This window comes from Edaphosphingomonas fennica, assembly GCF_003034225.1.
Classification (GTDB): domain Bacteria; phylum Pseudomonadota; class Alphaproteobacteria; order Sphingomonadales; family Sphingomonadaceae; genus Sphingomonas_E; species Sphingomonas_E fennica.
Window position 1 is genome coordinate 1 of sequence record NZ_PHHF01000084.1, and the last position, 25,732, is coordinate 25,732.

At 67.3% G+C, this 25,732-nt stretch carries 20 protein-coding genes; 10 read left to right on the forward strand and 10 right to left on the reverse strand.

The window, feature by feature from the left end; all coding sequences use genetic code 11:
* Positions 1–353 precede the first annotated feature (353 nt).
* The 6 genes from CV103_RS21155 (at position 354) to CV103_RS21180 (ending at position 8,178) form a co-directional block, all read left to right on the forward strand.
* On the forward strand, positions 354–2,831 hold the full coding sequence (locus tag CV103_RS21155) for a TonB-dependent receptor (RefSeq protein ID WP_070933215.1): 2,478 nt from the start codon (positions 354–356) through the stop codon (positions 2,829–2,831).
* 386 nt (positions 2,832–3,217) lie between these two features.
* Positions 3,218–3,637, forward strand: coding sequence for a MarR family winged helix-turn-helix transcriptional regulator (locus CV103_RS21160; protein ID WP_245896995.1), 420 nt, complete (start codon positions 3,218–3,220; stop codon positions 3,635–3,637).
* Complete coding sequence (locus tag CV103_RS21165) at positions 3,634–5,682, forward strand: FUSC family protein (protein ID WP_015459876.1); 2,049 nt, start codon at positions 3,634–3,636, stop codon at positions 5,680–5,682. The genes CV103_RS21160 and CV103_RS21165 overlap by 4 nt, the downstream gene beginning before the upstream one ends.
* A complete protein-coding gene (locus CV103_RS21170; protein ID WP_015459877.1) occupies positions 5,679–5,894 on the forward strand; it encodes a DUF1656 domain-containing protein in 216 nt (71 codons plus the stop codon). Before CV103_RS21165 ends, CV103_RS21170 begins: the two co-directional genes overlap by 4 nt.
* Positions 5,891–6,766: an efflux RND transporter periplasmic adaptor subunit gene (locus CV103_RS21175; RefSeq protein WP_107396124.1), complete on the forward strand. Its 876-nt coding sequence runs from the start codon at positions 5,891–5,893 to the stop codon at positions 6,764–6,766. The genes CV103_RS21170 and CV103_RS21175 overlap by 4 nt, the downstream gene beginning before the upstream one ends.
* Positions 6,763–8,178 (forward strand): efflux transporter outer membrane subunit, encoded by a 1,416-nt coding sequence (locus CV103_RS21180; RefSeq protein ID WP_070933223.1) that lies wholly within the window; start codon positions 6,763–6,765, stop codon positions 8,176–8,178. The genes CV103_RS21175 and CV103_RS21180 overlap by 4 nt, the downstream gene beginning before the upstream one ends.
* A gap of 41 nt (positions 8,179–8,219) precedes the next feature.
* Here CV103_RS21180 and CV103_RS21185 read toward each other — a convergent pair whose 3' ends face one another.
* Positions 8,220–8,780: an HdeD family acid-resistance protein gene (locus tag CV103_RS21185; protein ID WP_015459880.1), complete on the reverse strand. Its 561-nt coding sequence runs from the start codon at positions 8,778–8,780 to the stop codon at positions 8,220–8,222.
* 114 nt (positions 8,781–8,894) lie between these two features.
* Between CV103_RS21185 and dnaE the strand changes: the two genes are divergently transcribed.
* On the forward strand, positions 8,895–12,383 hold the full coding sequence (gene dnaE, locus CV103_RS21190) for a DNA polymerase III subunit alpha (RefSeq protein WP_107396126.1): 3,489 nt from the start codon (positions 8,895–8,897) through the stop codon (positions 12,381–12,383).
* A 24-nt stretch (positions 12,384–12,407) separates the two neighbouring features.
* On the opposite strand, the gene CV103_RS21195 is transcribed toward dnaE, so the two are convergent.
* From CV103_RS21195 to CV103_RS21205, 3 genes are all read right to left on the reverse strand, one after another.
* Complete coding sequence (locus CV103_RS21195) at positions 12,408–12,761, reverse strand: UrcA family protein (RefSeq protein ID WP_015459882.1); 354 nt, start codon at positions 12,759–12,761, stop codon at positions 12,408–12,410.
* A gap of 218 nt (positions 12,762–12,979) precedes the next feature.
* The gene (locus tag CV103_RS21200) at positions 12,980–13,375 is read right to left on the reverse strand and encodes a VOC family protein (protein ID WP_107396127.1); all 396 of its coding nucleotides are present in this window, start codon (positions 13,373–13,375) and stop codon (positions 12,980–12,982) included.
* A gap of 125 nt (positions 13,376–13,500) precedes the next feature.
* Positions 13,501–15,150, reverse strand: a complete 1,650-nt coding sequence (locus CV103_RS21205) for an electron transfer flavoprotein-ubiquinone oxidoreductase (protein ID WP_015459884.1) — start codon at positions 15,148–15,150, stop codon at positions 13,501–13,503.
* Positions 15,151–15,326: 176 nt separating this feature from the next.
* On the opposite strand from CV103_RS21205, the gene CV103_RS21210 reads away from it, so the two are divergent.
* From CV103_RS21210 to moaB, 3 genes are read left to right on the forward strand one after another with little or no spacing between them, the layout of a single operon-like run.
* Complete coding sequence (locus tag CV103_RS21210) at positions 15,327–16,043, forward strand: uracil-DNA glycosylase (protein ID WP_107396128.1); 717 nt, start codon at positions 15,327–15,329, stop codon at positions 16,041–16,043.
* Complete coding sequence (locus CV103_RS21215; RefSeq protein WP_107396129.1) at positions 16,040–17,812, forward strand: lytic transglycosylase domain-containing protein; 1,773 nt, start codon at positions 16,040–16,042, stop codon at positions 17,810–17,812. Before CV103_RS21210 ends, CV103_RS21215 begins: the two co-directional genes overlap by 4 nt.
* A complete protein-coding gene (moaB, locus tag CV103_RS21220; protein ID WP_070933236.1) occupies positions 17,802–18,329 on the forward strand; it encodes a molybdenum cofactor biosynthesis protein B in 528 nt (175 codons plus the stop codon). The genes CV103_RS21215 and moaB overlap by 11 nt, the downstream gene beginning before the upstream one ends.
* On the opposite strand, the gene CV103_RS21225 is transcribed toward moaB, so the two are convergent.
* From CV103_RS21225 to CV103_RS21250, 6 genes are all read right to left on the reverse strand, one after another.
* Positions 18,326–19,537: a spinster family MFS transporter gene (locus tag CV103_RS21225; protein WP_070935552.1), complete on the reverse strand. Its 1,212-nt coding sequence runs from the start codon at positions 19,535–19,537 to the stop codon at positions 18,326–18,328. The two genes, moaB and CV103_RS21225, sit on opposite strands and share 4 nt — an antisense overlap.
* 281 nt (positions 19,538–19,818) lie before the next feature.
* Complete coding sequence (locus CV103_RS21230) at positions 19,819–21,483, reverse strand: sulfatase family protein (RefSeq protein ID WP_107396131.1); 1,665 nt, start codon at positions 21,481–21,483, stop codon at positions 19,819–19,821.
* A 65-nt stretch (positions 21,484–21,548) separates the two neighbouring features.
* A complete protein-coding gene (locus CV103_RS21235; protein ID WP_015459890.1) occupies positions 21,549–22,484 on the reverse strand; it encodes a TauD/TfdA dioxygenase family protein in 936 nt (311 codons plus the stop codon).
* A 26-nt stretch (positions 22,485–22,510) separates the two neighbouring features.
* Positions 22,511–23,395 carry a TauD/TfdA dioxygenase family protein gene (locus tag CV103_RS21240; protein WP_015459891.1) on the reverse strand — a complete coding sequence of 295 codons (885 nt, stop codon included), beginning with the start codon at positions 23,393–23,395 and terminating at the stop codon, positions 22,511–22,513.
* Between the two features lie 18 nt (positions 23,396–23,413).
* A complete protein-coding gene (locus CV103_RS21245) occupies positions 23,414–24,817 on the reverse strand; it encodes an MFS transporter (protein WP_107396130.1) in 1,404 nt (467 codons plus the stop codon).
* 15 nt (positions 24,818–24,832) lie between these two features.
* Positions 24,833–25,732: TonB-dependent receptor (locus CV103_RS21250; protein WP_146163467.1), on the reverse strand; the 900-nt coding region annotated here is incomplete at its 5' end.

Genomic DNA, 25,732 nt, shown 5'->3' on the forward strand with positions numbered 1-25,732 from the left:
CATCGACGAGGAGCTGGCCGCCAGATACGAATATAAGCGCGCCTACCTCCCCGTGAACCGCCTCCAGGACGGCACCATGACCAACTGGTGATCGCGGTGAGACTGCCCCGAAAGGACGGTCCGGACACGATTTCAGCAAGGCTGGCATGAACTTCCCGCCCGGCGGGAAAGCAGAATCGCGCGATCGGCCAAGGCAAACTAGGCGCGGCCCAAAAATTTCATTGTTCCGGGCCGGAACAGCGCGATCTAGATCTTCTCTACCAACTGGAAAGAGAATTTGCGGACGGCATTTCCGCCGACGTGATTGTGCGCGCGCTTTTTGTCTACTTTTTCTATAGATAAGGGGAGAAGCAATGTTTAACAGGGGGAAGGGCCGATCGGGCCAGGTTGCCGGCCGATCGCTGCTCGTCGGGGTTCTGACTTGCCTGGCCAGCCTGCCGGCCGGAACGGTGGCGGCGCATGCGGAAGAGCCGGAAACCACGGCCGCCGAATATGGCGCAGGCGACATCCTGGTCACGGCGCGCCGCCGCGAGGAGAATGTTCAGGACGTGCCGGTGGCGGTTTCCGTGGTCGGCAGCGCCGCGCTGGAATCCAAGGGCGCCTATAATTTGAACCGGCTGACCCAGTTGCAGCCGACCCTGCAGTTCTTTTCGACCAATCCGCGAAACACCTTCATCAACATCCGCGGGCTGGGTGCGCCGTTCGGCCTGACCAACGACGGCTTCGAGCAGGGCGTCGGCATCTATATCGATCAGGTCTATTACAACCGCATCGCGTCCGCGACGCTGGACTTCGTGGATGTGGAGCAGATCGAGGTGCTGCGCGGCCCGCAGGGCACGCTTTACGGCAAGAACACCACCGCCGGCGCGATCAACATCACGACCCGTGCGCCCTCCTTCGACTTCGAGGGCAAGGCCGAGGTTTCGCTCGGCAATTACAATTTCAAGCAGGCCAAGGCTTCGGTCTCCGGGCCGTTGAGCGACAATCTGGCCGCGCGGATCAGCGTTTCGAGCACGGATCGCCGCGGCACGATCTACAATGTGACGACCGATACCTGGATCAACTCGCAGGATAATATCGGCATCCGCGGCGCATTGCTCTGGAAGCCCACCGAGACGCTCAACATTACGCTTTCGGGTGACTGGAACCTGCAGGATCCGATCTGCTGCGGCCAGATCTATGCTCGCGTGGGAACCACCCAGCGCGCGCTCAACCGGCAATATGCCGCCCTGACCGCCTTGTTCCCCGGCTATAAGGTGCCCAGCACCAACCCGTTCGATCGCCTGACCGATCTGGATGCGGATCTGGCCGCCCGCAACGAACTGGGCGGCGCATCGCTGCGTGCCGAATGGGATGTCGGCGGCGGCACCCTGACCTCGGTCACTGCATGGCGCTATTGGGATTGGGGGCCGAAGAACGATCGCGATTTCACCGGGCTTCCGGTCTATACCAAGGTCAACAATCCGACCCATCAGGATCAGTATACGCAGGAACTGCGCTACGCCTATGAAGCGAACAAGTTCGATTTCGTGGTCGGCGGTTTCGCTTTCTATCAGAAGATCCACACCACGGGCGTCCAGGAAACCGGCACGGCCGCCAGCGCGTGGCTGCTGGCGCCGAGCAGCCCGCTTTCGCTCAATCCCGCCGTGCTCAACGGCGTGCTGGCCGAAAATGACATCCGGCTGAAGAATCTCAGCCTTGCCGCCTTCGGCAAGCTCAACTGGCACCTGACCGACGAACTGACGATCTCGCCGGGCATCCGCATCAACTATGACAAGAAGGAAGGGCTCTATGACTCGGTCGTGACGGGCACGGCCTCCGACGGCACGCGCCAGATAATCAGCAGCGATCCTGCGAGCCCTTATTATAACGATCCGTGGACCGCAGCGCAGCGTGGCGTGCAGGCGTCCCAGTTCTTCGAGCCCGATTTCAGCGACTGGAATCTCTCCTACGACCTCAACGTCTCCTACAAGTTCACGCCCGACGTGATGGCCTATGCGACCTATGCGCGGTCGTTCAAAACCGGCGGCATCAACCTGAATGGCGTGCCGAGCCACGCCGACGGCACGCCGGCGCTGGAGGTCGCGCAGATCAAGCCGGAGAAGGTCAACCACTTCGAGCTGGGGGTGAAGACCCAGTTCTGGGATCGCCGGGCGACGTTCAACCTCACCGGCTTCTGGACCGAGATCAAAGATTTCCAGGCCAGCGTAATCAGCAATGTCAGCGGCAGCAACGTGCTGCGCGGCTATCTTGCCAACGCCGACAAGGTTCGCGTCCGCGGTATCGAGGCCGATTTCACCGTGCGCCCCTCGGAACGCCTGAACGCCTATCTGAGCGGCGCCTTCACCGATCATGAGTTCAAGAAGTTCGTCGACGCGCCTTGCCCGCCCGAACTGGCGGGCGGCGGCACCGGCACGCCCGTGGGGCCGCCGGCCACGCCCGGCGCCAACAGCCCGGCCAATTGCGATGTCTCCGGGCAGTGGATGCCGGGTATCTCGAAATGGGCTTTCTCCTGGGGTGCCGAATATAACATCCCGGCGACCATCCTCGGCCGCGATGGCCAGGCCTATCTCGGCTATGACGCCAACTACCGTTCGAAATTCTCGTCCAACGCCTCGCGGTCGATCTACACCGACATCTCCGGCTATTCGATCCACAACTTCCGCGCGGGCTTCCGTACCGACAATTTCGATATCTTCGGGTGGGTGCGTAACGCGTTCGATCAGAATTACTTCGAATCGCTGGCGGTCACGCCGGGTAATACCGGTCTGATCTCCGCCCAGCTGGGAGATCCCCAGACCTGGGGCGGCACGATCAAATTCTCCTTCTGATGATGGTGCCCGGCCGGGAGTGCAGCCGCATTCCCGGCCGGTCTCGGAGGAGCCGGAAGGCCATCGCGTTGCGACAGGTTTCGCCGGGATCGAGCCGGGCCGAAGGAAGCTCGGTCCGGTTCGGCGCTTCGGGGAAGGTGGCTTCAGGCGCAGGCCGTTCCCCTGACGATAGAGGCGGCCGCCCTTGCCGGCGACGATACCGTCCAGAATTGCAGGCCGGGGGCAGGGCCAGCATTCCCATAACCCGACCCGATGCCGGTGCCTGATTTCCGCGAATGAACAGGATGCGCGCAATCGATTGTGCAGTGCAAAATCGATCTTGAGAAATTCGCTTAGCGTGCTAACTAACGTTCATGCCCCGTTACGAGTCCGAACGCCGCCTTGCGATGCGGCTGTTGCCCCTTGCGCGGCAGTGGCGGCAGCTGGGCGATCAGATGCTGGCGGGGCTGGGGGTTTCCACGTCGACGGGCTGGTGCCTGATCCACCTTGCCCGCATGGGGGACGAGGCCCGCCAGGCCGATCTCGCCCGCGTGGTGGAGGTGGCGGAGGCGACGCTGGTGCGCACGCTTCACCAGCTGGAAGGGGCGGGGCTGATCGCCCGCAAGCCCGATCCCGAGGATGGCCGCGTCAACCGCATCCACCTGACGGACGAAGGCCATGCCCTGGCCGAACGGATCGAGGAGCGGCTGGCCGCGCTGCGGCATGACCTGCTGGACGGCATTTCCGATGCCGACCTTGAGGCAACCCTGCGCTTGTGCGAAATTCTCGCTGACCGGCTGTCCATGAAGCGAGGCCAGGGCGCATGACGCAAAGGTTCGGGCTGCCGGCCGCCTTGTTCGCGCTGAAATGCTATGGCTCGGCCATGCTCGCGCTCTATATCGCGCTGCGCATCGGCCTGCCGAGGCCCTATTGGGCCGTCACCACCGCCTATATCGTTGCCCAGCCGCTGGCCGGCGCGGTGCTTTCCAAGGCCATATTCCGCGTGATCGGCACCATCGTGGGCGCGGCCGTCGCCGTGTTCATGGTGCCGCGGCTGGTCAACGCGCCGGAGCTGCTGACGCTGGGCTTCGCGCTGTGGCTGGCGCTCTGCGTGTTCGTATCGGTGCTGGATCGCACACCGCGCGCCTATCTGTTCGTGCTGGCGGGATACAGCGCCTGCATCATCGGCCTGCCCAGCGTGGACGCACCGGGCGACATCTTCACCGTCGCCAGCCTGCGCGTGCAGGAGATCACCATCGGCATCCTCTGCGCCAGCTTCGTCCACGGCGCGATCCTGCCAAGCTCGGTAACGGAGCTGCTTCTGAACCGGGTGGAAGGGATGCTGCGCGATGCCGAGCGCTGGTCCCGCGATTCGATCGCGCGCGAGGCGGTGCCGGGCCTGGCGAAGGACAGGCAGCGGCTGGCGCTGGACATCAACGAGCTCCATCAGCTTTCCACGCACCTGCCTTATGAGACGGTGCGGATCGCGCCGCGCGTGCGCACGGTGCGGGCGTTGCAGGATCAGCTTTCGCTGGCGCTGCCGCTGGCGGCGGCGGTGGACGACAGGATGACGGTGCTGGTGCGCGATGGCGGCAGGCTGCCGCCCGCCATCGCCGCCCTGATCGAGGACGTGCGCGCCTGGCTGGCGGACATGCCGCAGGACCGGGCGGAACGCGATGCCACCGCCGAGGCGCTGCGCGCCCGTTGCGCCATGCTGGAGCCGGAGGCGACGGCGGCGATGGGGTGGGACGATGCGCTGCGGATCAGCCTGCTTTCCCGGCTTGCCGAACTGATCGGCGTGCATCGCGACTGCCGCGACCTGCGGGACCAGATGGAGACCCATTCGCGCCATCCGGTTACGCCGCGCGTGGCCGAGCTGCTCGATCAGCCGACCGCGCGCGCGCTGCACCGTGATTATTGGGGCGCGGCGCGCGCCGCCATGTCCGCCGCCATCGCGATCATCGTCGGCTGCACGCTGTGGATCGCCAGCGGCTGGCAGGACGGCAGCGGCGCCGTGATGCTGATGGGCGTGTTCATCGCCCTGTTCGCGGCGATGGACGATCCGGTGGCGCCGCTGAAGGCCTTCTTCATCGGCACGGCGGTGGCGATCATCGTCGGCGGCATATATGCCTTCGCGATCCTGCCGCGCATGGACGGCTTTCCCATGCTGGCGGCGGCGCTGGCGCCGGCGCTGCTGGTGGGCGGCGCGCTGATGACGTCGCCGCGCTATGCCGGGCTTGCCCTGCCGGCGATGATGGGGCTGGCCAATCCCAGCCTGCTCGCCGCGACCTATGACAGCGAGTTCGCGCCTTATGTGAATGGCGGCATCGCGCAGCTATTGGGGATCATTCTGGCGATCGTGATCGTCCGCCTGCTCCAGTCGGCGGGCGCGGAAGGCGCCATCCGCCGCACGGTGAAGGCGGGCTGGGCGGATATCGCCAGCCGCGCCAACCTGACGACCGCGCCCGATATCCGGGCGTGGATCAACCGCATGCTGGATCGCGCGGCCCTGCTCACCCCCAGGCTCGCCGCGCGCAGCCGCGATCCGGGCATGCCGGCCTATGATGCGCTGCGCGACATGCGCACCGGCCTCGCCATCGGCGAGCTGCGCCAGCTGCGGCTGGATCTGCCGCGCGTGCAGGGCGGCGTGCTGACGCCGGTGCTGCGCGACGTGGGCCGATATTATGCCGGGCTGGACCCCGACCGGCCGACCCCGCCGGATGAGAAGGTGCTCCGCAATATCGACCGGGCGATGGACGTGCTGGTCGCCAATCCATCGGCGCCGGTGCGGCGCACCGCCGCGCTTTCGCTCGTGAGCCTGCGGCGGGCGCTGTTTCCCGATGCCGTGCCCTATCGGAGAGCCGAGGCATGATCGGGGAGATTTCCATCGGCGGCGTGTTCGTGCCGACGCTGCTGATGCTGGCGTTCGTGGCGCTGCTGCTGACCGGTTTCGCCGTGCGGATGGCATCGCTGTTCGGGCTCTACCGCTTCGTCGCCTATCGGGCGATGGTGGACCTGGCGATGTTCGTCCTCATCCTCGGCCTTCTCGTCTGGGCCTTCGCCCGCTTTGGTATCCGCTTATGAAGAACCTCCTGTCCACGATCTCGCGCAGCGCCGCGACGATCATCATCGTCCTCCTCGCCGTGATCGTCGCGCTGTGGATGTGGAACCATTATGAACGCAGCCCCTGGACGCGGGACGGCCGGGTGCGGGCCGATGTGGTGCGGGTGACGCCCGATATCGGCGGCCTCATCACCCAGGTGGCGGTGCGCGACAATCAGGTGGTGCAGCCGGGCGACCTCCTCTTCGTGATCGATCGGCCGCGTTATTCGCTGGCCTATGACCAGGCGCGCGCCAGCATCGCCAGCGCGCGGGCCACGCTGGCGCAGGCGCAGCGCGAGGCGAAGCGCGACGTGGCGCTGGGCGATCTCGTCGCCACCGAGACGCACGAGCGGAATGTGGCCGCCGTGGAAACCGCGCGCGCCGCGCTGGACGTCGCGATCGCTGCGCAGGAGGCGGCGGCCCTCAATCTGAAGCGCACCGAGGTGCGCGCATCGGTGCGCGGAATCGTCACCAATCTCGATCTCCATCCCGGCGATTATGTGGCCGCTGGCCAGCAGGCGATGGCGCTGGTCGATACCGACAGCCTCAGGGTCGAAGGCTATTTCGAGGAGACCAAGCTGCCGCGCATCCGTGTGGGCGCACCGGTGACGGTGCGGCTGATGGGCGAGGAGGAGGAATTGAAGGGGCATGTGGAAAGCATCGCCGCCGGCATCCACGACAGCGGCCGCGCCGATTCCCCCAACCTGCTGCCCGATGTGGAGCCGACCTTCTCCTGGGTGCGGCTGGCGCAGCGCATCCCGGTGCGCGTGAAGCTGACGCAGGTGCCCAAGGACGTGCAACTCATCGTCGGGCGGACGGCGACCGTGACGGTGCAGCCGGCGGACGAGAAATGAACCGCGCCGCCTTTGCCCTGCTGCTCGCGGCAACGGCGGGCCTTGCCGCCTGCACTACCGCCGGCCCCGATTATCGTCCGCCGGAGCATTCTGCGGCGACGGCCGGGGCCGCGACCGGCGCGTTCGCGGGCGCGGGTGAACGCGGCTTCACGCAGGCACCGCTGCCCGATCGCTGGTGGCGGCTCTACGACGATCCGGTGCTGGACGGGCTGATCGAGCAGGCGCTGGCCGCCAATGCCGATCTGCGCGAAGCCGACGCCAATCTGCGCCGCGCCACCGCCGTGGTGCGCGAGGCGGCGGCCGGACGGACGATATCCACGACGCTGAGCGGCGCGGCCGATCTTGCCCGCCCCTCCGGCACGGGGCGCGGCCTGCCGGGCAATGTCGGCTACGATATCGGCCTTTCGGCTTCCTACCCTCTGGACCTGCAGGGCAAGATCGCCCGCGCGATCGAGGCGGCGCAGGGCGATGCCGAGGCGGTGCAGGCGGCGCGGGATGCCGTGCGGGTCAGCGTGGCCGCCGCGACGGCGCGGGCCTATGTCGGCGTGTGCGCGGCCAATTACGGCCTTGGCGTCAACCGGCAGGTGGTGGCGCTGCAGGCCAAGACGCTGGATGCCACCCGGCGGCTCCGCCGGGGCGGGCGCGGCACGGCCTTCGACGTCAGCCGCGCGCAGACGGCGGTCAACGAGAGCGAGGCGACGCTGCCGGGGTTCGAGGCGGACCGGCAGGCGCAGCTCTTCCTGCTGGCGACGCTCATGGGGCGCCCACCGGCCGATTATCCCCGCGAGGTCGCCGGCTGCGCGCGGTTGCCCGCGGTGCGCCAGCCGATCCCGATCGGCGACGGCGCCTCGCTGATCCGCCGCCGGCCGGACATCCGCGCCGCCGAACGATCATTGGCGGCGGATACGGCGCGGATCGGCGTGGCCGTGGCCGATCTCTATCCCCAGATCAGCCTGGGCGGATCGCTGGGCCTCGCCGGTCCGCTGAGCGGTTTCGGCACCGGCACCTCCTTCGGCTTCAGCCTGGGGCCGCTGATAAGCTGGTCCTTCCCCAACCGGCCGGTGGTGAAGGCGCGGATCGCCGAGGCGGAAGCGGGCGTCGAGGCCCGGATAGCCGGCTTCGACGCCGCCGTGCTGGAGGCTCTGCGGCAGACGGAAACCGCGCTCAACGCCTATGCGCGCGATCGCGACCGGATGGAGGCGCTGGACAAGGCCCGCGAAAGCGCCGCCCTTTCCGAAACGCAGGCCAACAAATTGTTCCTGTTCGGGCGCACCGGCTTCTTCGACCTGCTCGATGCCCAGCGCAGCCTGGCCATGGCGGAAAGCGCTTCAGCCGCCGCGCGCGTGCAGCTTGCGCTCGACCAGGTCGATATCTTCCTTTCGCTCGGCGGGGGGTGGGAGCGCGAGCCCTGACCTTCGCTTCCCCGACCGTCCGATCGCCGGCTGAAATCGCTCTAGCGTAAACCGGCGATCGCGCTGCGATAGCCCAGCGCCACCATGATCGCGGTGAAACCGCCGAACAGGAAGCTGATGCCGAGGATGTAGCCGGGCAGCGTCAGCGCCGTGAAGGGCAGCGTCGCCAGCAGGAAGACGTCCAGCAGGATGTTGATCACGCCCATGGCGATCAGCAGCCAGCGATGGCGCCTGATCTTGATACCCCAGTAGATTTCCAGCGCGCCGCGTATGCCGAGCCAGGTGGCGACGGTGAGCGTGAGCGAGATCGCGCCGATGATCGGCCGGAAGGCGAGCAGCGCGCCCAGCACGACCGAGATCACGCCGAACAGGATTTCATACCAGCGCGTCTCGTGGCGGGCGCTGATGCCGGACACGATCGACATCAGGCCCGTTATCAGGAAGAAGGCGCCGATGGTGAGCGTGGCCGCAAGCGTTGCGGGAAAGGGCCAGAAAAGCGCGAACAGGCCGATCGCGATCGATACGATGCCGTAGATCAGGATCCAGCCCCAGCCGATGGGGCGCGGCGGGGACAGGCCCGGTTCGGATGCGGTGTTGGCCACATGCTCCTCCCGTGGTTCGTTGCGGTAGCAAAATGTGCGTCGGGGTAGAAGGTTCCGGCGCGGCGGGCTGCACATGCGCTTTCCGAATCGGCGCATGGGGCCTAGGCTGCGGCCATGCCCCATTCCGGTTTCGTTCCCCTCCGCGTTTTCTCGTCTTTCACCATGCTGGAAGGGGCGATCGATCCCAAGGCGATCGCCAAGCAGGCGCGCGCGCTGGGTTTTCCCGCCGCCGCGATCACCGATCGCAACGGGCTTTACGGCGCCATGGCCTTTTCGGATGCGGCCAAGAAGGAAGGCGTGCAGCCGATCGTCGGCGCGATGCTGGGCGTCGTGCGGCCGGGGGCGGCCGAGGGCAAGGCCGGGATCGTCGATTGGCTGGCGCTCTATGCCCAGGACGAAAAGGGCTATGACAATCTCTGCGAACTGGTCTCGGCCGCGCATCTGGAACGGCCGGGGCATGAGGACGCGCACGTCCCGCTCGATCGGCTGGAAGGCAAGACGGACGGGCTGATCGCGCTCACCGCCGGCGGGGAAGGGGCCATTACCCGGCTGCTGGCGGAAGGGCAGGCCGATGCCGCGCGCGCTTATCTCGATCGGTTGCAGGTGCTGTTTCCCGACCGCCTCTATATCGAGCTTGCCCGGCGCGGCGATGCGGCCGAGGAGGCGGCGGAAGATGCGGTGATCGAGCTTGCCTATGCGCGCGACCTGCCGCTCGTCGCGACCAACCCCGCCTGCTTCGCGGAGCCCGATTTCCACGCCGCGCACGATACGATGCTGTGCATCGCCGGATCATCCTATGTCGACAGCGACGATCGCCGGCGATCCTCCCCCGATGCCTGGATGAAGCCGGCGGATGACATGGTCCGCCTGTTCGAGGACCTGCCCGAGGCGATCGCCAACACGCTGGTGGTGGCGCAGCGCTGCGCGGTGATGGCGCCCTATCGCAAGCCGATCCTGCCCAGCCTTGCCGGCGATCGCGAGGGCGAGGCCGAGATGCTGCGCCGCGATGCGCGCGCGGGGCTGGAGGCGCGCCTCGCCCGCATGGACGGGCCGGTCGATCGCGAGGCCTATTCCAAGCGGCTCGAGTTCGAGATCGACATCATCGTCCGCATGGGCTTTCCCGGCTATTTCCTGATCGTCGCGGACTTCATCAAATGGGCGAAGGACCATGACATTCCGGTGGGGCCGGGGCGCGGATCGGGCGCCGGATCGGTGGTCGCCTGGGCGCTCACCATCACCGATCTCGATCCCCTGCGGCTGGGCCTGCTGTTCGAACGCTTCCTGAACCCGGAGCGCGTTTCGATGCCGGACTTCGACATCGACTTCTGCGAAACCCGGCGCGGCGAGGTGATCAGCTACGTCCAGAACAAATATGGCCGCGATCACGTCGCCCAGATCATCACCTTCGGGCGGCTGAAGGCGCGCGCCGTGCTGAAGGATACCGGCCGCGTCCTCCAGATGAGCTACGGGCAGGTGGACAGGCTGGCCAAGCTGGTGCCCAACCACCCGACCGATCCCTGGACGCTCGACCGCGCGCTCAACGGCGTTTCGGAACTGGCGGCCGAATATAAGGCGGACGAGCAGGTGAAGCGCCTGTTCGATCTGGCGATGAAGCTGGAAGGGCTGCCGCGCCACAGCTCCACCCACGCCGCCGGCGTGGTGATCGGCGATCGGCCGCTCGACAAGCTGGTGCCGCTCTATCGCGATCCGCGATCGGACATGCCGGTCACGCAGTTCGACATGAAGTTCGTCGAAGGCGCGGGCCTCGTGAAGTTCGACTTCCTCGGCCTGAAAACCTTGTCGGTGCTCCAGAAGGCGGTGCATTTCCTGAAGCAGAAAGGGGTCGATGTCGATCTCGCCGCGCTGCCCTGGGATGACCCGGAAGTCTACAAGCTGTTGCAGAGCGGCAATACGGTGGGCGTGTTCCAGCTCGAATCCGAAGGCATGCGCCGCACGCTCTCCGCCGTGCGGCCGACCTGCTTCGAGGACATCATCGCGCTCGTCTCGCTCTACCGGCCGGGTCCGATGGACAATATCCCCCTGTTCGGCGACCGGAAGAACGGGCGCGCGGAGATCGAATATCCGCATCCGCTGCTGGAAGGCATCCTGAAGGAAACCTACGGCATCTTCGTCTATCAGGAACAGGTGATGCAGGCCGCGCAGATCCTGGCCGGCTATTCGCTGGGCGAGGCCGATCTGCTGCGCCGCGCGATGGGCAAGAAGATCAAGGCGGAGATGGACGCCCAGCGCGCCCGCTTCGTGGAAGGCTGCGCCAAGCAGGATATCTCCGCCGGCAAGGCCAACGAGCTGTTCGACTTGATCGACAAGTTCGCCGGATACGGCTTCAACAAGAGCCACGCCGCGGCTTACGCGCTGGTCGCCTATCACACCGCCTGGATGAAGGCGCATCACAAGCCGGAATTCTACGCGGCATCCATGTGTTACGACATGGCGCTGACGGACAAGCTGTCGATCTTCGTCGATGACATGCGCCGCATGGGCGTGCCGTGCCTTTCGCCGGACGTGAACCACAGCGAGGCCGAATTCTCGGTGGAGGGCGATAGCGTCCGTTACGCGCTCGGGGCGCTGAAAGGCGTGGGCGAGAAGGCGATGGAACTGCTGGTGGCCGAACGGAAGCGGGCCGGGCCGTTCAAGTCGCTGGACGATTTCGCCGACCGCGTGGACCCCAAGCTGCTCAACCGCCGCCAGCTCGAAAGCCTGGCGGGGGCCGGGGCTTTCGATTCCATCGCGAGCGAGCGGGCGGGCGTCCACGCGGCGGCGGAAACGATCCTCGCCCACGCCGCGACGGTGGCGGCGGCGCGGGAGAGCGGGCAGGGCGGCCTGTTCGGCGAAGCCAATGTCGGCGCGGCGCCGATCCGCCTTCCCAAGACGGCGATCTGGTCGCTGGTCGAGCGGATGGCGGCGGAGAAGGAAGCGTTCGGCTTCTATTTCTCCTCCCATCCCGTCGATCGCTTCCGCCATCTGGCGGCCGCCAACCGGGCCAAGACCTATGCCGAACTGATGCTGATGCCGGTGGCGGAGCCGCAGCGGTCCAACGATGGCCGGCGCGTGCCCGCGCCCACCGTGACGATCGCGGCGCTGATCGAGGATGCGCGCTGGCGCACGTCGGCACGCGGCAACCGCTACATGATGGCGACCTGTTCGGATGCGACCGGGCAGTTCATCGCCACCTGCTTCGACGATCTGGCGTCCGAGGAGATCGAGAAGGCGGCGCGGGCGGGCGAATGCGCGCTGCTGACCGTGGAGCTGGACAAGAGGCCGGGCGAGGATACGCCGCGCGTGACGATCCGTTCGCTGAGCCCCTTTGCGGGGCTGGCGGACAAGACGCGGCTGCGGCTGGAGGTGGAGACGGCCGATCCCTCGGCGCTCCGCGCGCTGGCCGATCTGGTCGCGGACCAGCGCGGCGGCCGGGGCGAATTGCGCCTGCGCGCCCGCACGCCCGAAGGCGGCATCGCCCATATGCTGCTGGGCCGCGATTTCAACCTGGACGCTGAACTGGTCGCCCGGATCGAGCGGCTGCCGGCCGTCGATGCGGTGACGCTGGGCGCGGTCGAGCCGCCGAAGCTGGCGCTGGTCGGCTAGGGCCGGGCCGGCGCCGCGTGGCGCCTATCGGGCGGCTAGCGCCTGGGCGTCCGCCATCGCCTTGTCCACCGCCGTCTTCACGCAGGGAGGGCTATCGTCGGCGGTGAGCGGATAGACCTGATCCAGCCAGGCGCAGGCCTTGCGTGCGGCTTCCTCGACGCGACCGCGCAGCGCCTTCATGCCGGCGTCGGTCCGAAGGTCGAGATCGGCGGTGTTGACCACGCGCGACGTGGTGACGGTCTCGATCGGCGCACCGGTGGTGGGCGATCGTTCTCTATGGCGGGGGGCGGTGACGGTGATATCCTGGGCATAGGCCGCCGACGCCACGGGCATCGCCAGCGATACCGCCGTCAGCAACATGATCGCGCGCTTGGGCATGGCCGATCCTTTCGATTCCAGGCGGAAGCCTGAGGGAAGGTGACGGGCCATGATCGGGCGCGATGCGCGGATATGTAATCGGGATTATTCCCGAATGCGGGCGCGACAAACCCCTATCGGGGTGTGGCGGCGCAATCCCGTGCGGCGGCCGCGATGGCCGGCCCGCCGATCAGGCTATTCCATCGGCACCGACGCGCTCTTGATCGCCCGATCGCGCCTTATTCGGTGGCGTCGGAGGGCGGGGCGTCTTGCACGATCCAGATCAGATTGCCGTCCGGATCGGTGACGGCGAAGGCGGGCACATTCCATGCCGCGTTGCTGAGCGATGTGAGCGATGGTTTTCCGAACGCCTTCCACGCCATCCGGCTTTTGGCAAAAATATCATGCCATGCCGCGGCATCGCCGACCCGGATTACGCACAGCCCGCTTTGGGCGGGATTTTCCGGGGCGTCCTGGTCGGGGCTTTTCAGGCAGAAATCCAGTTCGACGCTGCCGTTGCGCAGGCGGAGCCAATGGTCATCCTGGGCGATGATCCCAAAGCCAAAATAACAAAAGAACTTCGCGGTTCGAACGAAGCCCGCGCTCGGCAGAACGGGAACGGCGCGGTCGTTCATGGCAAGGCGTCTCTCGACGGCGAAGGGGGGCGGAGGTCGACGCCCGACCTCCGGGGCATGGGCAGGCTGTTGCCATCCCGCCGGGGAATGTCCGGCTCCGTTCGCCGCGCCGCCAATATCCGCGCTCACATGTTCGGATAGTTGGGGCCGCCGCCGCCTTCCGGCACCACCCAGTTGATGTTCTGGGTAGGGTCCTTGATGTCGCACGTCTTGCAGTGGACGCAATTCTGCGCGTTGATCTGCAGGCGCGGATCGCCGACGTCCTGGCCGACGATCTCATAGACGCCGGCCGGGCAGTAACGCTGCTCGGGCGCGTCGTAGAGCTTCAGGTTCACCTCGATCGGGACCGAAGCGTCCTTCAGGGTCAGGTGGACCGGCTGGTCCTCCTCATGATTGGTGTTGGACAGGAACACCGAGGAGAGGCGATCGAAGCTGATGACGCCATCGGGCTTGGGATAGTTGATCTTCGGCGCGACGTCCGCGCGCCACAGCCCCTCATTGTCGCGGTGCGTCTTGAACGTCCAGGGCAGCTTGATGCCCAGCGTATGCAGCCACATGTCGACGCCGGCATAAAGCGTGCCCATCACCGGGCCGAACTTGGCAATCGCCGGCTCGGCGTTGCGGACGGTCTTCAATTCCTTGGCGATCCAGCTTTCGTTGAGCGTCTGCGGATAGGCCGAAAGCTCCCTGGCGCCGCGGCCGGACAGGATTTCGTCGAACGCGGCTTCGGCGGCCAGCATGCCGGACTTCATCGCCGTGTGGCTTCCCTTGATGCGCGGCACGTTCACGAAGCCCGCCGAACAGCCGATCAGCGCGCCGCCGGGGAAGACGAGCTTGCAGACCGCCTGCCAGCCGCCTTCGTTGATGGCGCGCGCGCCGTAGGAGACGCGGCGGCCGCCCTCGATCTCCGCGCGGATCGCCGGATGCTGCTTCCAGCGCTGGAATTCCTCGAAGGGCGAAAGGTGCGGGTTCTTGTAGCCGAGGCCCACCACGAAGCCGAGCGCCACCTGGTTGTTGGCTTGGTGATAGAGGAAGCCGCCGCCCACTTCGTCCGTCAGCGGCCAGCCCTGGGTGTGGATGACGCGACCGGGCACATGCTTGTCGGCCGGGATATCCCACAATTCCTTGATGCCGATGGCATAGGTCTGGGGCTGGCTGTCCGCCTCCAGATCGAAGATGCGCTTCAGTTCCTTGGAAAGGTGGCCGCGCACGCCTTCGGCGAAGAAGGTATATTGGGCGTGCAGCTCCATGCCCGGCTGGTAATCGGGCTTGTGCTCGCCATCGCGCGAAATGCCCATGTCGCCGGTGGCGACGCCCTTCACCGATCCGTCGTCATGGAACAATATTTCGGCCGCCGCGAAGCCGGGGAAGATTTCGACGCCCAGCGCCTCGGCCTGGCCGGCCAGCCAGCGGCAGAGATTGCCGAGGCTGACGGTATAGGTGCCCTTGTTGTTCATGAACGGCGGCATCAGCAGGTGCGGCATCGCAAACTGCTTCTTCTCCGTCAGGATCCAGTGATGATTCTGGACGACGGGCACGGTGAGCGGGCTATCAAGATCGCGCCAGTCGGGAATCAGCTCGTCCAGCGCGATCGGATCGACTACGGCGCCCGAAAGAATATGCGCGCCGACTTCAGACCCCTTTTCCAGCACGCAGACGGCAAGCTCGCGTCCCGCTTTCTCCGCGAGCTGCTTCAGCCGGATCGCAGCCGCAAGGCCTGCGGGGCCTGCGCCGACGATCACGACGTCGTAGGTCATGGATTCGCGGGTTGTCATCGTCCTCAGTCCTTCCTTTCGCGCCCGTTCCGTCCGATTGTCGCATCGTGCGAACGGCCCGGCCAGAAAGCCGATGGCCTTGGATTGACCCGCACGTCAACTATGGAGTCTAAACGGCGCATGCGGGGATTAGGTCATTTCTTGTTTTCGGCGGCCAAGCCGCGATTGGACGGGCGGTGAGCGATACTGCCCTTCGCGGGGAATTTCTGAGCACCATCGACTGGTGGCGCGAAGCCGGGATCGACACGCTGGTGGAGGAGGAGGCGCGCGATTGGCTGGCGGCGGCCAGGCCCGCCCCGGCGCCCGCCGCATCACCCGCCGCCGCTACGGCAAAGGCGCCCGCATCCGTTCCCGCGACGCTGGATGCCATTGCCGCTTTCTATGCCGAAGATGCCATGTTCGGCCGTCCCGATGGACGGCTGCTGCCCCAGGGGGATGCGGCATCGGGGCTGATGCTGCTGGCCGACCAGCCCGAGCCCGGCGATGACGAGGCCGGCCAGATCATCGGCGGCGAGGTGGGCCGCCTGTTCGATCGGATGCTGGCGGCGATCGGCCGCGATCGCGCTTCCATCTATCTGACGACAATGACGCCGGTGCGCGTTCCCGGCGGCCGGCCCGAATCGGCCGCGCTCGCGCGCTGGACCGAGATCGCCCGCGCCCATGTGTCGATCGCGGCGCCCCGCCTGCTGCTGCTGCTGGGCGACGCGGCCACCCGTGCCTTTATCGGGACCAGCCTCGCCGATGCGCGGGGGCGGGTGCATAGCCTTAACCTTGGCGGCCATAACGTGCGCGCCATGGCGACCTTTCATCCGCGCTTCCTGCTTCAGCAGCCCGCCCGCAAGGCGGATGCCTGGCGGGACCTGCGCCTGTTGCTTGAGGAGTTGGGCCAGTGAGGACGATCCGTCTCCTGCTCGCGGTCCTGGCCGGCACCGCCGCGATACCGGCGCTTGCCAGCACCGAAACCCTGCCCGCGCCGGTGATCGGCCTGAAGGCGCCGCCGGTGAGCGCGGTGCCCGCGCAGCTCGATCCGCAGCAGCGGATGAATTATCGCGTCGTCTTCGCGGCGATCCGATCGGGCGACTGGTCGGGCGCGGCCGCGCGGCTCGATGCCATGCCCGCCGGCCTGCTGACGCCTTATGCCCGGGCGGAGCTCTATCTCGCCAAGGGATCGCCCAAGGTGGAGACGGAGCCGCTGCTGGCGCTGGTTTCCGCCAATCCCGATCTGCCGCAGGCGGCCGCGATCGAGTGTATCCTGCAGGGGCGGGGCATATCCGGGCTGCCGGCCCTTCCCGTGGTGCAGGACATGCGGCGCCTGCCCGCGCCGCCGCGCCGGGCGACGGCGCAATCGGCGCGCAGCGATGCGGCCGCCGCCGCGCTCGCCCAGCGCATCCGCCCGTTGCTGCGCGACGATCGGCCTGCGGAGGCGGAAGCGCTGCTGTCCGAACGGGTGGCGGACCTTACGCCGGAGGCGCGGACCGAATGGCAGCAGCGCGTGGCCTGGGCCTATTTCCTCGTCGGCGACGATGCGGCGGCGCGGCGTGTGGCCACCCCGGCGCGGGCCGGGACCGGCGACTGGACGATCGAGGCGGACTGGGTATCGGGCCTTGCCGCGTGGCGGCAGCGCGATTGCGCGGCGGCGGCGGACGCCTTCGGCGCGGTCGCATCCCGGTCGCGCGATCCTGAGATGACGGCGGCCGGCCTGTTCTGGGCGGCGCGCGCCGACATGGCCTGCGGCAAGCCCGAACGGGTGCAGGCGCGGCTGCGCAGCGCGGCGCGGCTGGGCGAGACCTTCTACGGCCTGCTCGCCGATGCGGCGCTGGGCCGGGCGCTGCCCACGCCCGATGCGGGACCGGGCTTCATCCAGGCGGACTGGACCACCATCTCCCAGCGCAACAATGCCCGGATCGCGGCGGCCCTGGCCGAGATCGGCGAAACCGGGCAGGCGGATACCGTGCTGCGCCATCAGGCGCGGATCGGCGACAGCCAGGATCATGAGGCGCTGATGCACCTCGCGGCGCGGCTGAACCTGCCTTCCACCCAGATCTGGCTGGCGCAGAACGGGCCGATCGGCGCGCGGCTTTCCACCTCCGCCCGTTATCCGGCGCCGGGCGGCTGGACGCCGCAGGGCGGCTGGCGGGTCGATAAGTCGTTGATCTTCGCCCACGCGTTGCAGGAATCGCAGTTCCGCGCCGATGCGGTCAGCCCGGCCGGCGCTCGCGGGCTGATGCAGGTGATGCCGGGCACCGCCGCGCAGATCGCCCGGCGCAAGGGCGAACCGCTCGGCAGCCTCAACGATCCGCGCACCAATATCGAATATGGCCAATTCTATCTGGAGGAGCTGCGCGATTTCTCCAGCACGGGCGGGCTGCTGCCCAAGGTGATCGCCGCCTATAATGCCGGCCCCGGATCGGTGCAGAAATGGAACGATCGCCGCCGCGACAATGGCGATCCGCTGCTGTTCATCGAATCCATCCCCTATCGCGAGACGCGCGCTTATGTGGCGATCGTGCTGCGCAACTACTGGATGTATCAGCGGCAGGAAGGCGAGCAATCGGCCAGCCTGAAGGCGATGGCGCAGGGCATGTGGCCGCGCTTTCCCGGAATGCCCGGCCGCACCGCCATCCGCCTCGATCCGGTGAGCGGGGTGGCGAGTGCCGATTGACGAGAGCCGGCCCTTCCTGCCCGTCCGCATTGCCGTCCTCACCGTTTCCGACACACGCGGCCTTGCCGAGGATCGTTCGGGCGACGCGCTGGTCGCCCGGCTGGAGGCGGCGGGGCATGTGCTGGCCGACCGGGCGATCGTTCGCGACGATGCCGACCTGATCGTGGCGCGCCTGCACGGCTGGATCGAGGACGATCAGGTCGATTGCGTCATCACCACCGGCGGCACCGGCGTCACGGGCCGCGACGTGACGCCCGAAGCGCTGGCGCGGGTGTGGGACAAGGAGATACCCGGCTTCGGCGAGCTGTTCCGCTGGCTGAGCTACCAGACGATCGGCACGTCGACCATCCAGTCCCGCGCTTGTGCGGGCGTGGCGCGCGGCACCTATCTGTTCGCGCTGCCGGGATCGACCGGCGCGGTAAAGGACGGCTGGGACGGGATCCTCGCCACCCAGCTCGACAACCGCCACCGCCCCTGCAATTTCGTGGAGCTGATGCCGCGCCTGATGGAGCGTTAGGCGGCTTTCTCCTCCACCCAGTCTCGCCGCAGCGGGCGGACGGCGAAGAGCATCAGCGCTGCCGCCAGCAGGTAGAAGATCAGCGCCGCGACCGCGCTGTAGCGCAGCGCGTCCTCGCCGAAGCGCAGGTGCATCGCATCCGACATCGCGCCCATCACCAGCGATCCCAGCCCCAGCCCGATCAGATTGTTGATGAGGAGGAAGCTGGCCGAGGCGGTGGCGCGCATCGCGGGCGGCACGAGGTGCTGCACGGCGGTCGTCACCGGGCCGAGCCAGAGGATGTTGAGGCCGTTGGGCAGCAGGAAGAATGCCCAGGCGATCGCGGGCGACGGTGAGAGCAAGGCCGCGCCGAACAGCGGCACGGCGGCGAGCCAGGCGATGATCGGCAGCTTCGCATAGGCACCGCGATCGCGCCGGCCGAGGCGATCGGCCAGCCAGCCGCCGAGGAGGACGCCGGCCCCGCCGCCGATCAGCAGCAGCGAGCCGACATATTGCGATGTCGTGATGAGATCGAAGCCGAAGGACCGCATCAGGATGGAGGGTATCCAGAAGGCGAGGCCGTAGCCGACGAGCGAACTGGACGATGCAGCCAGCGCCATCAGCCAGAAGCTGCGCTTGGCGGCGAGGATGCGGAATACCTGCGCCACGGGCGGATGGCCGGCGGTGGGGCGTCGATGGGCCACATCGCGGACGAAGAACTTGAAAAGGGGCGCCACCGCGATCCCGGCGATGCCGACCGCGACAAAGGCAACCCGCCATTCGACCGCATTGGCGATATAGCCCCCCAGCATCGCCCCGGCGGCGAGGCCGAAGGGAATGCCGAGCGCATAGATGGAAAGCGCCCGCGCGCGCTTTTCCGGAGGAAAATAGTCCGAAATCAGGGCGTGGGAGGGGGCGACCCCGCCCGCCTCGCCGACGCCGACGCCGAGCCGGAAGGCGAAGAGCTGCCAGAAGCCGGTGGCCAGGCCGCACAGGCCGGTGAAGGCGCTCCACACCACGAGCGAGAGGGTGACGACCCAGCTTCGGCTCGTGCGATCCGCGAGCAATGCCAGCGGCACGCCGAGCACCGAGAAGAGCAGCGCGAAGGCGAAGCCGCCCAGGGCGCCGAGCTGGGTATCGGTGAGCGCGAGGTCCGCCTTGATCGGCTGGGCGAGGATGCCGAGTATCTGCCGATCGAGAAAATTGAAGATATAGACGAGAAGGAGCATCGCCAGCACCAGCCAGGGGCGGCCAGGCAGGGCGGCGTTGCCGGATCGGCCGGGCGGGATGCGGGCAGGGCCCTGATCGTCAGCATATGGCGGCATGGATCGCCCACTCCATCGCGCCGGCGGATATGGGCCCGCCGAGCCGGTTGTTGCCGGGCGAAACCCCTCGCCTTGGCCGGAGTGTAACAGCGCAACGGCCCGGTGCGATAGCCCGTGTCGTCCTGGTCCGTGGCGATGGACCAGGCGGGCCGGCCTCCGCTCAGGCCGGCCCGCCACCACCGCCCTCAGGCCGGGGCGGCGGCGGCCTGAAGCGGGCGGGCCTGCGCCCATGCTTCAGGATCGGCATCGAAGATGCTGATCGCATCCTCGACGACCCCGGTTTCCTCGACATAGCGGCGCCACAGCGCCAGCAGCTCCTCCAGCCGCGCGGGATAGGCGCGGGCGAGATCGTCCGTCTCGCCGGGATCGATGGCGAGATCGTAGAGCTGCCAGCGCGACCGCCCGTCGGCGCCGGGCACATAGACGGCCTTCCAATGATCCTTGCGGATCGCGCGGCGCCCGAACAATTCCCAGCCGGTGCTGGTGCCCGGCGGATGGATGCGATCGGCGCCGGCATGGAGCCATCCGGCGAAGGACCGGCCCCGCACCGGCGCGATCGGCCGGCCCTGATAGCTTTCGCCCGGATGGGCGACGCCGGCCAGGTCGAGGAAGGTGGGGGCCACATCCATCACGGTCGCGAATTCGCCGGAGACCTCGCCGGCGCGGGCGGCGGCGGGGTAATGGATGAAGGCCGGCACGCGGATGCCGCCTTCGGTGGTATAGGCCTTGGTGAGCCGTGACGGCGCCGTCGCCGCCTGCGCCCAGCGCGGGCCATACCAGATGTAGGAGCCGGGCTTGCCGGCATTGGCGAGGCTGTTGTCGCAATGCTCCCGGATCAGTTGGCTGAACAACGGCCCGATGATCGGCATCGCCTCGACGATCGCGCCTTCCGCGCCATTATCGGACAGGAACAGGATTACCGTATTGTCGAACCGGCCGTTGCGCTTCAGCCAATCGACCACGCGGCCGACATTCTGGTCGATCCGGTCGACCATGGCGGCGTAGACCTCCATGGCCCGCGCGGAATCCACCCGCTCGGCGTCGCTCAGCGCATCCCATTCGGGCGCCTCCGTCACCACCGGATGGGGAACGACATCCTCGGCGATCAGCCCCAGATCCTTCAGCCGATCGAGCCGGCGCGCGCGCAGCGCATCGGGGCCGTCATCATAGCGGCCGCGATATTTGGCGATTTCCGCGTCCGGCGCCTGAAGCGGCCAATGCGGCGCGGAAAAGGGCAGATAGGCGAAGAAGGGCCGTTCGTCCCCGCGGCCTTCCTCGAGGAAATCGAGCAGGCGCGTGGTGAAATGATCGGAGGAATAGAAGCCCTCGGGCAGTTCGGTGACGAAGGTCTCGTCCTCGATATAGATCGGCCCCCGCACCACCGCGCGATCGAGCGGGCTGCCGCCGAAATGATCCGCCCCGCCCGGCAGCAGGGCAAAGGAGCGTTCGAAGCCGCGGGCCGCCGGCACCGTCGCCGGCGTATCGCCCAGATGCCACTTGCCCGACATCAGCGTGCGATAGCCGGCGTCGCGCAGCAGCTCCACGAAGGTGACGACGCGATCGTTGAGATAGCCTTCATACCCCGGCGGCCGATCGAAATCGGGGCGGACGACTTCCACCATCGATCCCAGCCCGGCGATATGATGGTCGGTTCCCGTCAGCAGCATGGCCCGCGTCGGCGAACAGGCGGGGGCGGAGTGGAAATCGGTGAAGCGCACGCCGGCATGGGCCAGCGCGTCCAGATAGGGCGTCTCGATCTCGGACCCGAAGGCGCCGATATCGGAAAAGCCCATGTCATCGACCAGGATCACCAGGAAGTTGGGCCGATCGGCGCCGTTCTTCGCAGCCATGTCATTCCTTTCGGGAAGAAGCCGGGCGCCCGGCCGCATGGTGCGGGCGCCCGGCGGATGCTTGCCTATTCCGCCGCCTGCAGCAACGGCTCCGGCTTCAGGAGGCGGCTTTCCTTGCCGTCGATGCCCACCGGCACGGTGCCGGCGATGGTCGCGCGGCGGAGGTGGCGGCGCTGCAGGCCGAAATCGGCGATCGCGCGGTGCTGGGTGGCGCGATTGTCCCAGATCGCCACGTCGCCCGCCCGCCAGCGCCAGCGCACGGTGTTTTCGGGCTTCACGACATGATCCTGGAGCACCGCGAGCAGGCGCTGCGAATCCGCGCCGTTCAGCCCCACGAACTGCTTGACGAAATGGCCGAGCAGCAGGGACCGTTCGCCCGATTCCGGGTGGACGCGCACCACCGGATGCTCGGTTTCGTAGACGGTGGAGGCGAAGACGGCGCGATGCTGCTCCAGCTTGTCCTGCGGCAGGTTGGCGAAGTGGCCGGCATAGTCGTAGAGGTTGGTGTGGACTGCCTTCAGATTGTCGACGAGGAGCCTGAGCGGCTCGGGCAGCTCCTCATAGGCGGTCACGGTATTCGCCCAGAGCGTGTCGCCGCCGGCCTCGGGGATGACGATGGCGCGCAGGATCGAGGCTTCGGGATAGGCCGGCACGAAGGTGACGTCCGTATGCCAGCTCGACGCGGCATAGCCTTCGCGGGAATCGAGCTCGAGCAGGAAGCGCGATCCTTCGGCGACGGGCACGGTGGGGTGGGCCACCGGCTCGCCCAGCTTTTCGGCAAAGGCTTCCTGCCGGGCATCGTCCAGCTCATGCTGGTCGCGGAAGAAGATCACCTTGTGGCGGACGAGCGCCGCGCGGATCGCGGCGATCGTGGCGTCGTCCAGATCGCCCGAAAGCGCGATGCCGCGTATCTCGGCGCCGATGCGGCCGGCGACGGGCACGATATCGAGCGGGCTTTCGGCCTCGCGGGCGTTGACGAAGCGTTGCTGGATGGCAGTCATGGCACGTCTCCTTGCGAACGAGGGGGTCAGCGGGACAGGGGTTGGGCAGCGGGGCCGACGGGGCGGTCGCCGATGATGGTCACGCGCTCCATGTGGCGCGGCTCGTTATAATCGGGCACAGCGTAATGCTGGGTGGCGCGGTTGTCCCAGAAGGCGATCGAATTGGGCCGCCAGCTCCACCGCACCTGGAATTCCGGCCGCTTGAACTGGTTGAACAGCAGGGCCAGCAGCCGATCGCTCTCTTCCGCGTCCAGGCCCTTGATCCGGCGGGTGAAGACCGAATTGACGTAGAGCACCTTCTCGCCGGTTTCGGGGTGGATGCGCACCACCGGATGCTCGACCTCGGGATATTGGGCGCGCAGCGCCTCCTTCTTCTCCTCGGTATCGAGGAACTGGATGAAAATGCTGGGATCGTGGATCGCGGTCAGCCCGTCGATCCGTTCGCGCACCGCCTCGTCCAGGCTTTCATAAGCGGCGACCGCGTTGGCGAACACGGTGTCGCCACCCAGCGAGGGCGATACCAATGCGCGCAGGATCGAGGCGGCGGACGGCTCCGGCCGGAAGGTGGTGTCCGCATGCCAGTTGCTGTCCGGCGAGGCGCGATATTTGCCGACGAAATTCTGCGAGACCAGCGGCAGGATTTGCGGATAATCGGGATGCGCGAAGACGGGGTGGACCTCCAGCTCGCCGAATGCGGCGCCGAAGGCGATCTGCTGTTCGCGGCTGATATCCTGATCGCGGAAGAAGAGGACCCGATAGCGGAGCAGCGCGGCCCGGAGCGCGCCGAGGCGGTGATCGTCCAGCGGCCGGGACAGATCGATATTGCCGATCTCCGCGCCCAGGCTGGGCTGGAGGGGGCGGATGTCGAACAGGCTTTCGGCTTCCTCGAGATTCACGGTCTGAAGCGTCATGATGATGTCTCCCAAAGATCAGTCGTTGAGGGCGGCCGGCGCGGCGTCGCGCTGGTCGAGGGATTTGCGGATTTCGGCATGGGCGGCGGCATCGAGCGGGAAGCCATGGACCAGGGCAGCCGATACGAGGTGGGCGATCGCCGGGCCGAGCGCGAAGACGAGGAGCAGGCCGCGCAGCGCTTCGGGCGTGTTTTCGGCCGATGTCGGATCGAAGCCGAGCCAGGCGACCAGCGGCAGCGCCACGCCGACGGCGGCGGCCATCGCCGCCTTCATCGATATGCTGAAGACCGAGAAGAACAGGGCGGTGCGATCCTCGCCGGTATCGAGGCGGTGCCGGTCCGCCACGTCCGCCACCATCGATCGCAGCATCAGATTGCCCGATCCCTGCGCGAAGCCCTGCGCGACGGTGAGCGCGATCAGCAGGCCGAGCTGGCCCGGCACCACCAGCAGCAGGCCGAGATTGATGGCGACCTGCACCAGCTCGCCCAGCACGGCGGTGCGGTGCTTGCCGAGGCGATAGCCGATCCGCATCCAGATCGGCCCGGCGGTGATGCCGAACACGAACTGGAGGAGGAACAGGCCGCTCGCCCAGTGGGGCAGGCCCATATAGCTGCTGACGAAGAAGACGAAGAGCGTGCCGCGGATGTTCTGCCCCAGCGTGACCGCGAAATCGGAGGCGAGGATGCGCATCAGCAGCGGGTTTCCGCCCACCAGCCGCACCGTCTGCCCGAAAGGCAGGCGTGGCACGTCCCGCGCGGGCAATGGCGGCTCTGGAAAGGCGCGCAGCGTGAGGATCAGCGACGGCACCAGCGTGATCAGCAGCAGCCCGCCCATCACGCCGAGCTTGAGGGGGCCGTCGCCCGGCCGGATCTGATCGACGATCGTGGGCAGCACCAGCACGAGCAGCAGCGACGCCGATCCCACCACCACCTGATAGGTCGCGATCCGCGTCCGTTCGTTATAATCCCCGGAAATCTCGCCCGACCAGGCGAGGAAGGGGATCTGGATCATCGACCAGCCGAGATAGAAGGCGAACAGCACCAGGCCCAGATAGAGCGGGGTGACGCCGGCAAGCGGGAAGAAGAGCAGCAGGCCGGAAAGGCCGAACAGGATGCCGCCCGCCGCGATCCAGCTTCGCCGCCGGCCGAAACGGCTGCGCGTGCGATCGCTGAGGCTGCCGATGATCGGATCGGCGATGGCGCCCCATATCTTCTCGATCAGGAAGATGGTGCCCAGCACCGCCAGCGGCACGCCATAATGCTGGGCGAAGATCGCCGGCAGATAGACGTTGAGCGGCATCTGAGCGGCGGTGACGGGCAAGGCGATGGCCGAGAAGGCGAGCAGCCGGCCGGCCGGCAATCGTGATGCGGGCGGCGGGGCGGTTGCCCTGTCTTCCCAGGCGGCATTGAGCACCGTGGCCATGGCCGGCCTCCCTCCCTAGAGCTTGGTGATGAGCGTGACGCCGAAGGTGCGCGGATCGCCGACCAGCCCGGTGACGAGGCCGGTGTTGGATGGCGTCAGCGTCTGGAAATAATTCTTGTCGAAGAGGTTGCGCAGCCAGAGCGCCAGATCCCAGCGCTGGTCCTCCCGCCGGATGCCGACGCGGAGGTTGGCGATGCCGTAGCCATCCACCTTCGAATAACGGGAATTGCTGACGGCGGTGAAGAAGCCGGACCGATGCGCATAATCGATATGGCCGTAAAGCTGGAACGCGCCGATCGGCTGGGCCGCGTCCGCGCCCAGCGAATAGCTGAACTTGGGCACGCCGGCGAGCCGTTCGCCCGAAAGATCGACCACCGTCAGCCCGCTTTCCACCGGGGCCGGCGCGTTCGGATAGTTGCGATAGGTGGCGTCGGTATAGGCGGCGGACGCGTTGAAGCTGATGAGGTCGGTAGGCGCGAAGGCGGCGTCCGCCTCGAACCCGCGGGTGCGGACCTTGCCGACATTGGCGATATACTGATCGAATATCGCGGCATTGGGCCGCTGGGTGAGGATGGCCGACTGATAATTGGAAACGTCGGTCCAGAAGGCCGCGACGTTCAGCGTGGCGCGGCGATCGAGGAACTGGCTCTTGATGCCGATTTCGTAGCTGTCGACCTTCTCCGGCTTCACTGTGGCGGGCACGCCGGGGGGCAGGGCGGTGAGATTGAGGCCGCCCGATTTGTTGCCGCGCGAATAGCTGGCATAGCCGAGCACGTCGGCCGCGAACCTGTAGGAGACGTTGATCGTGCCCGACAGGCTGTCGTCGCGCCGCTTCGCTGCGCGGCGACAACTACGATGGCCGGTTGAGCGGCGACTATGATGGCCGGTAGGATCGGTTGTCTGGTCTGATCGTAG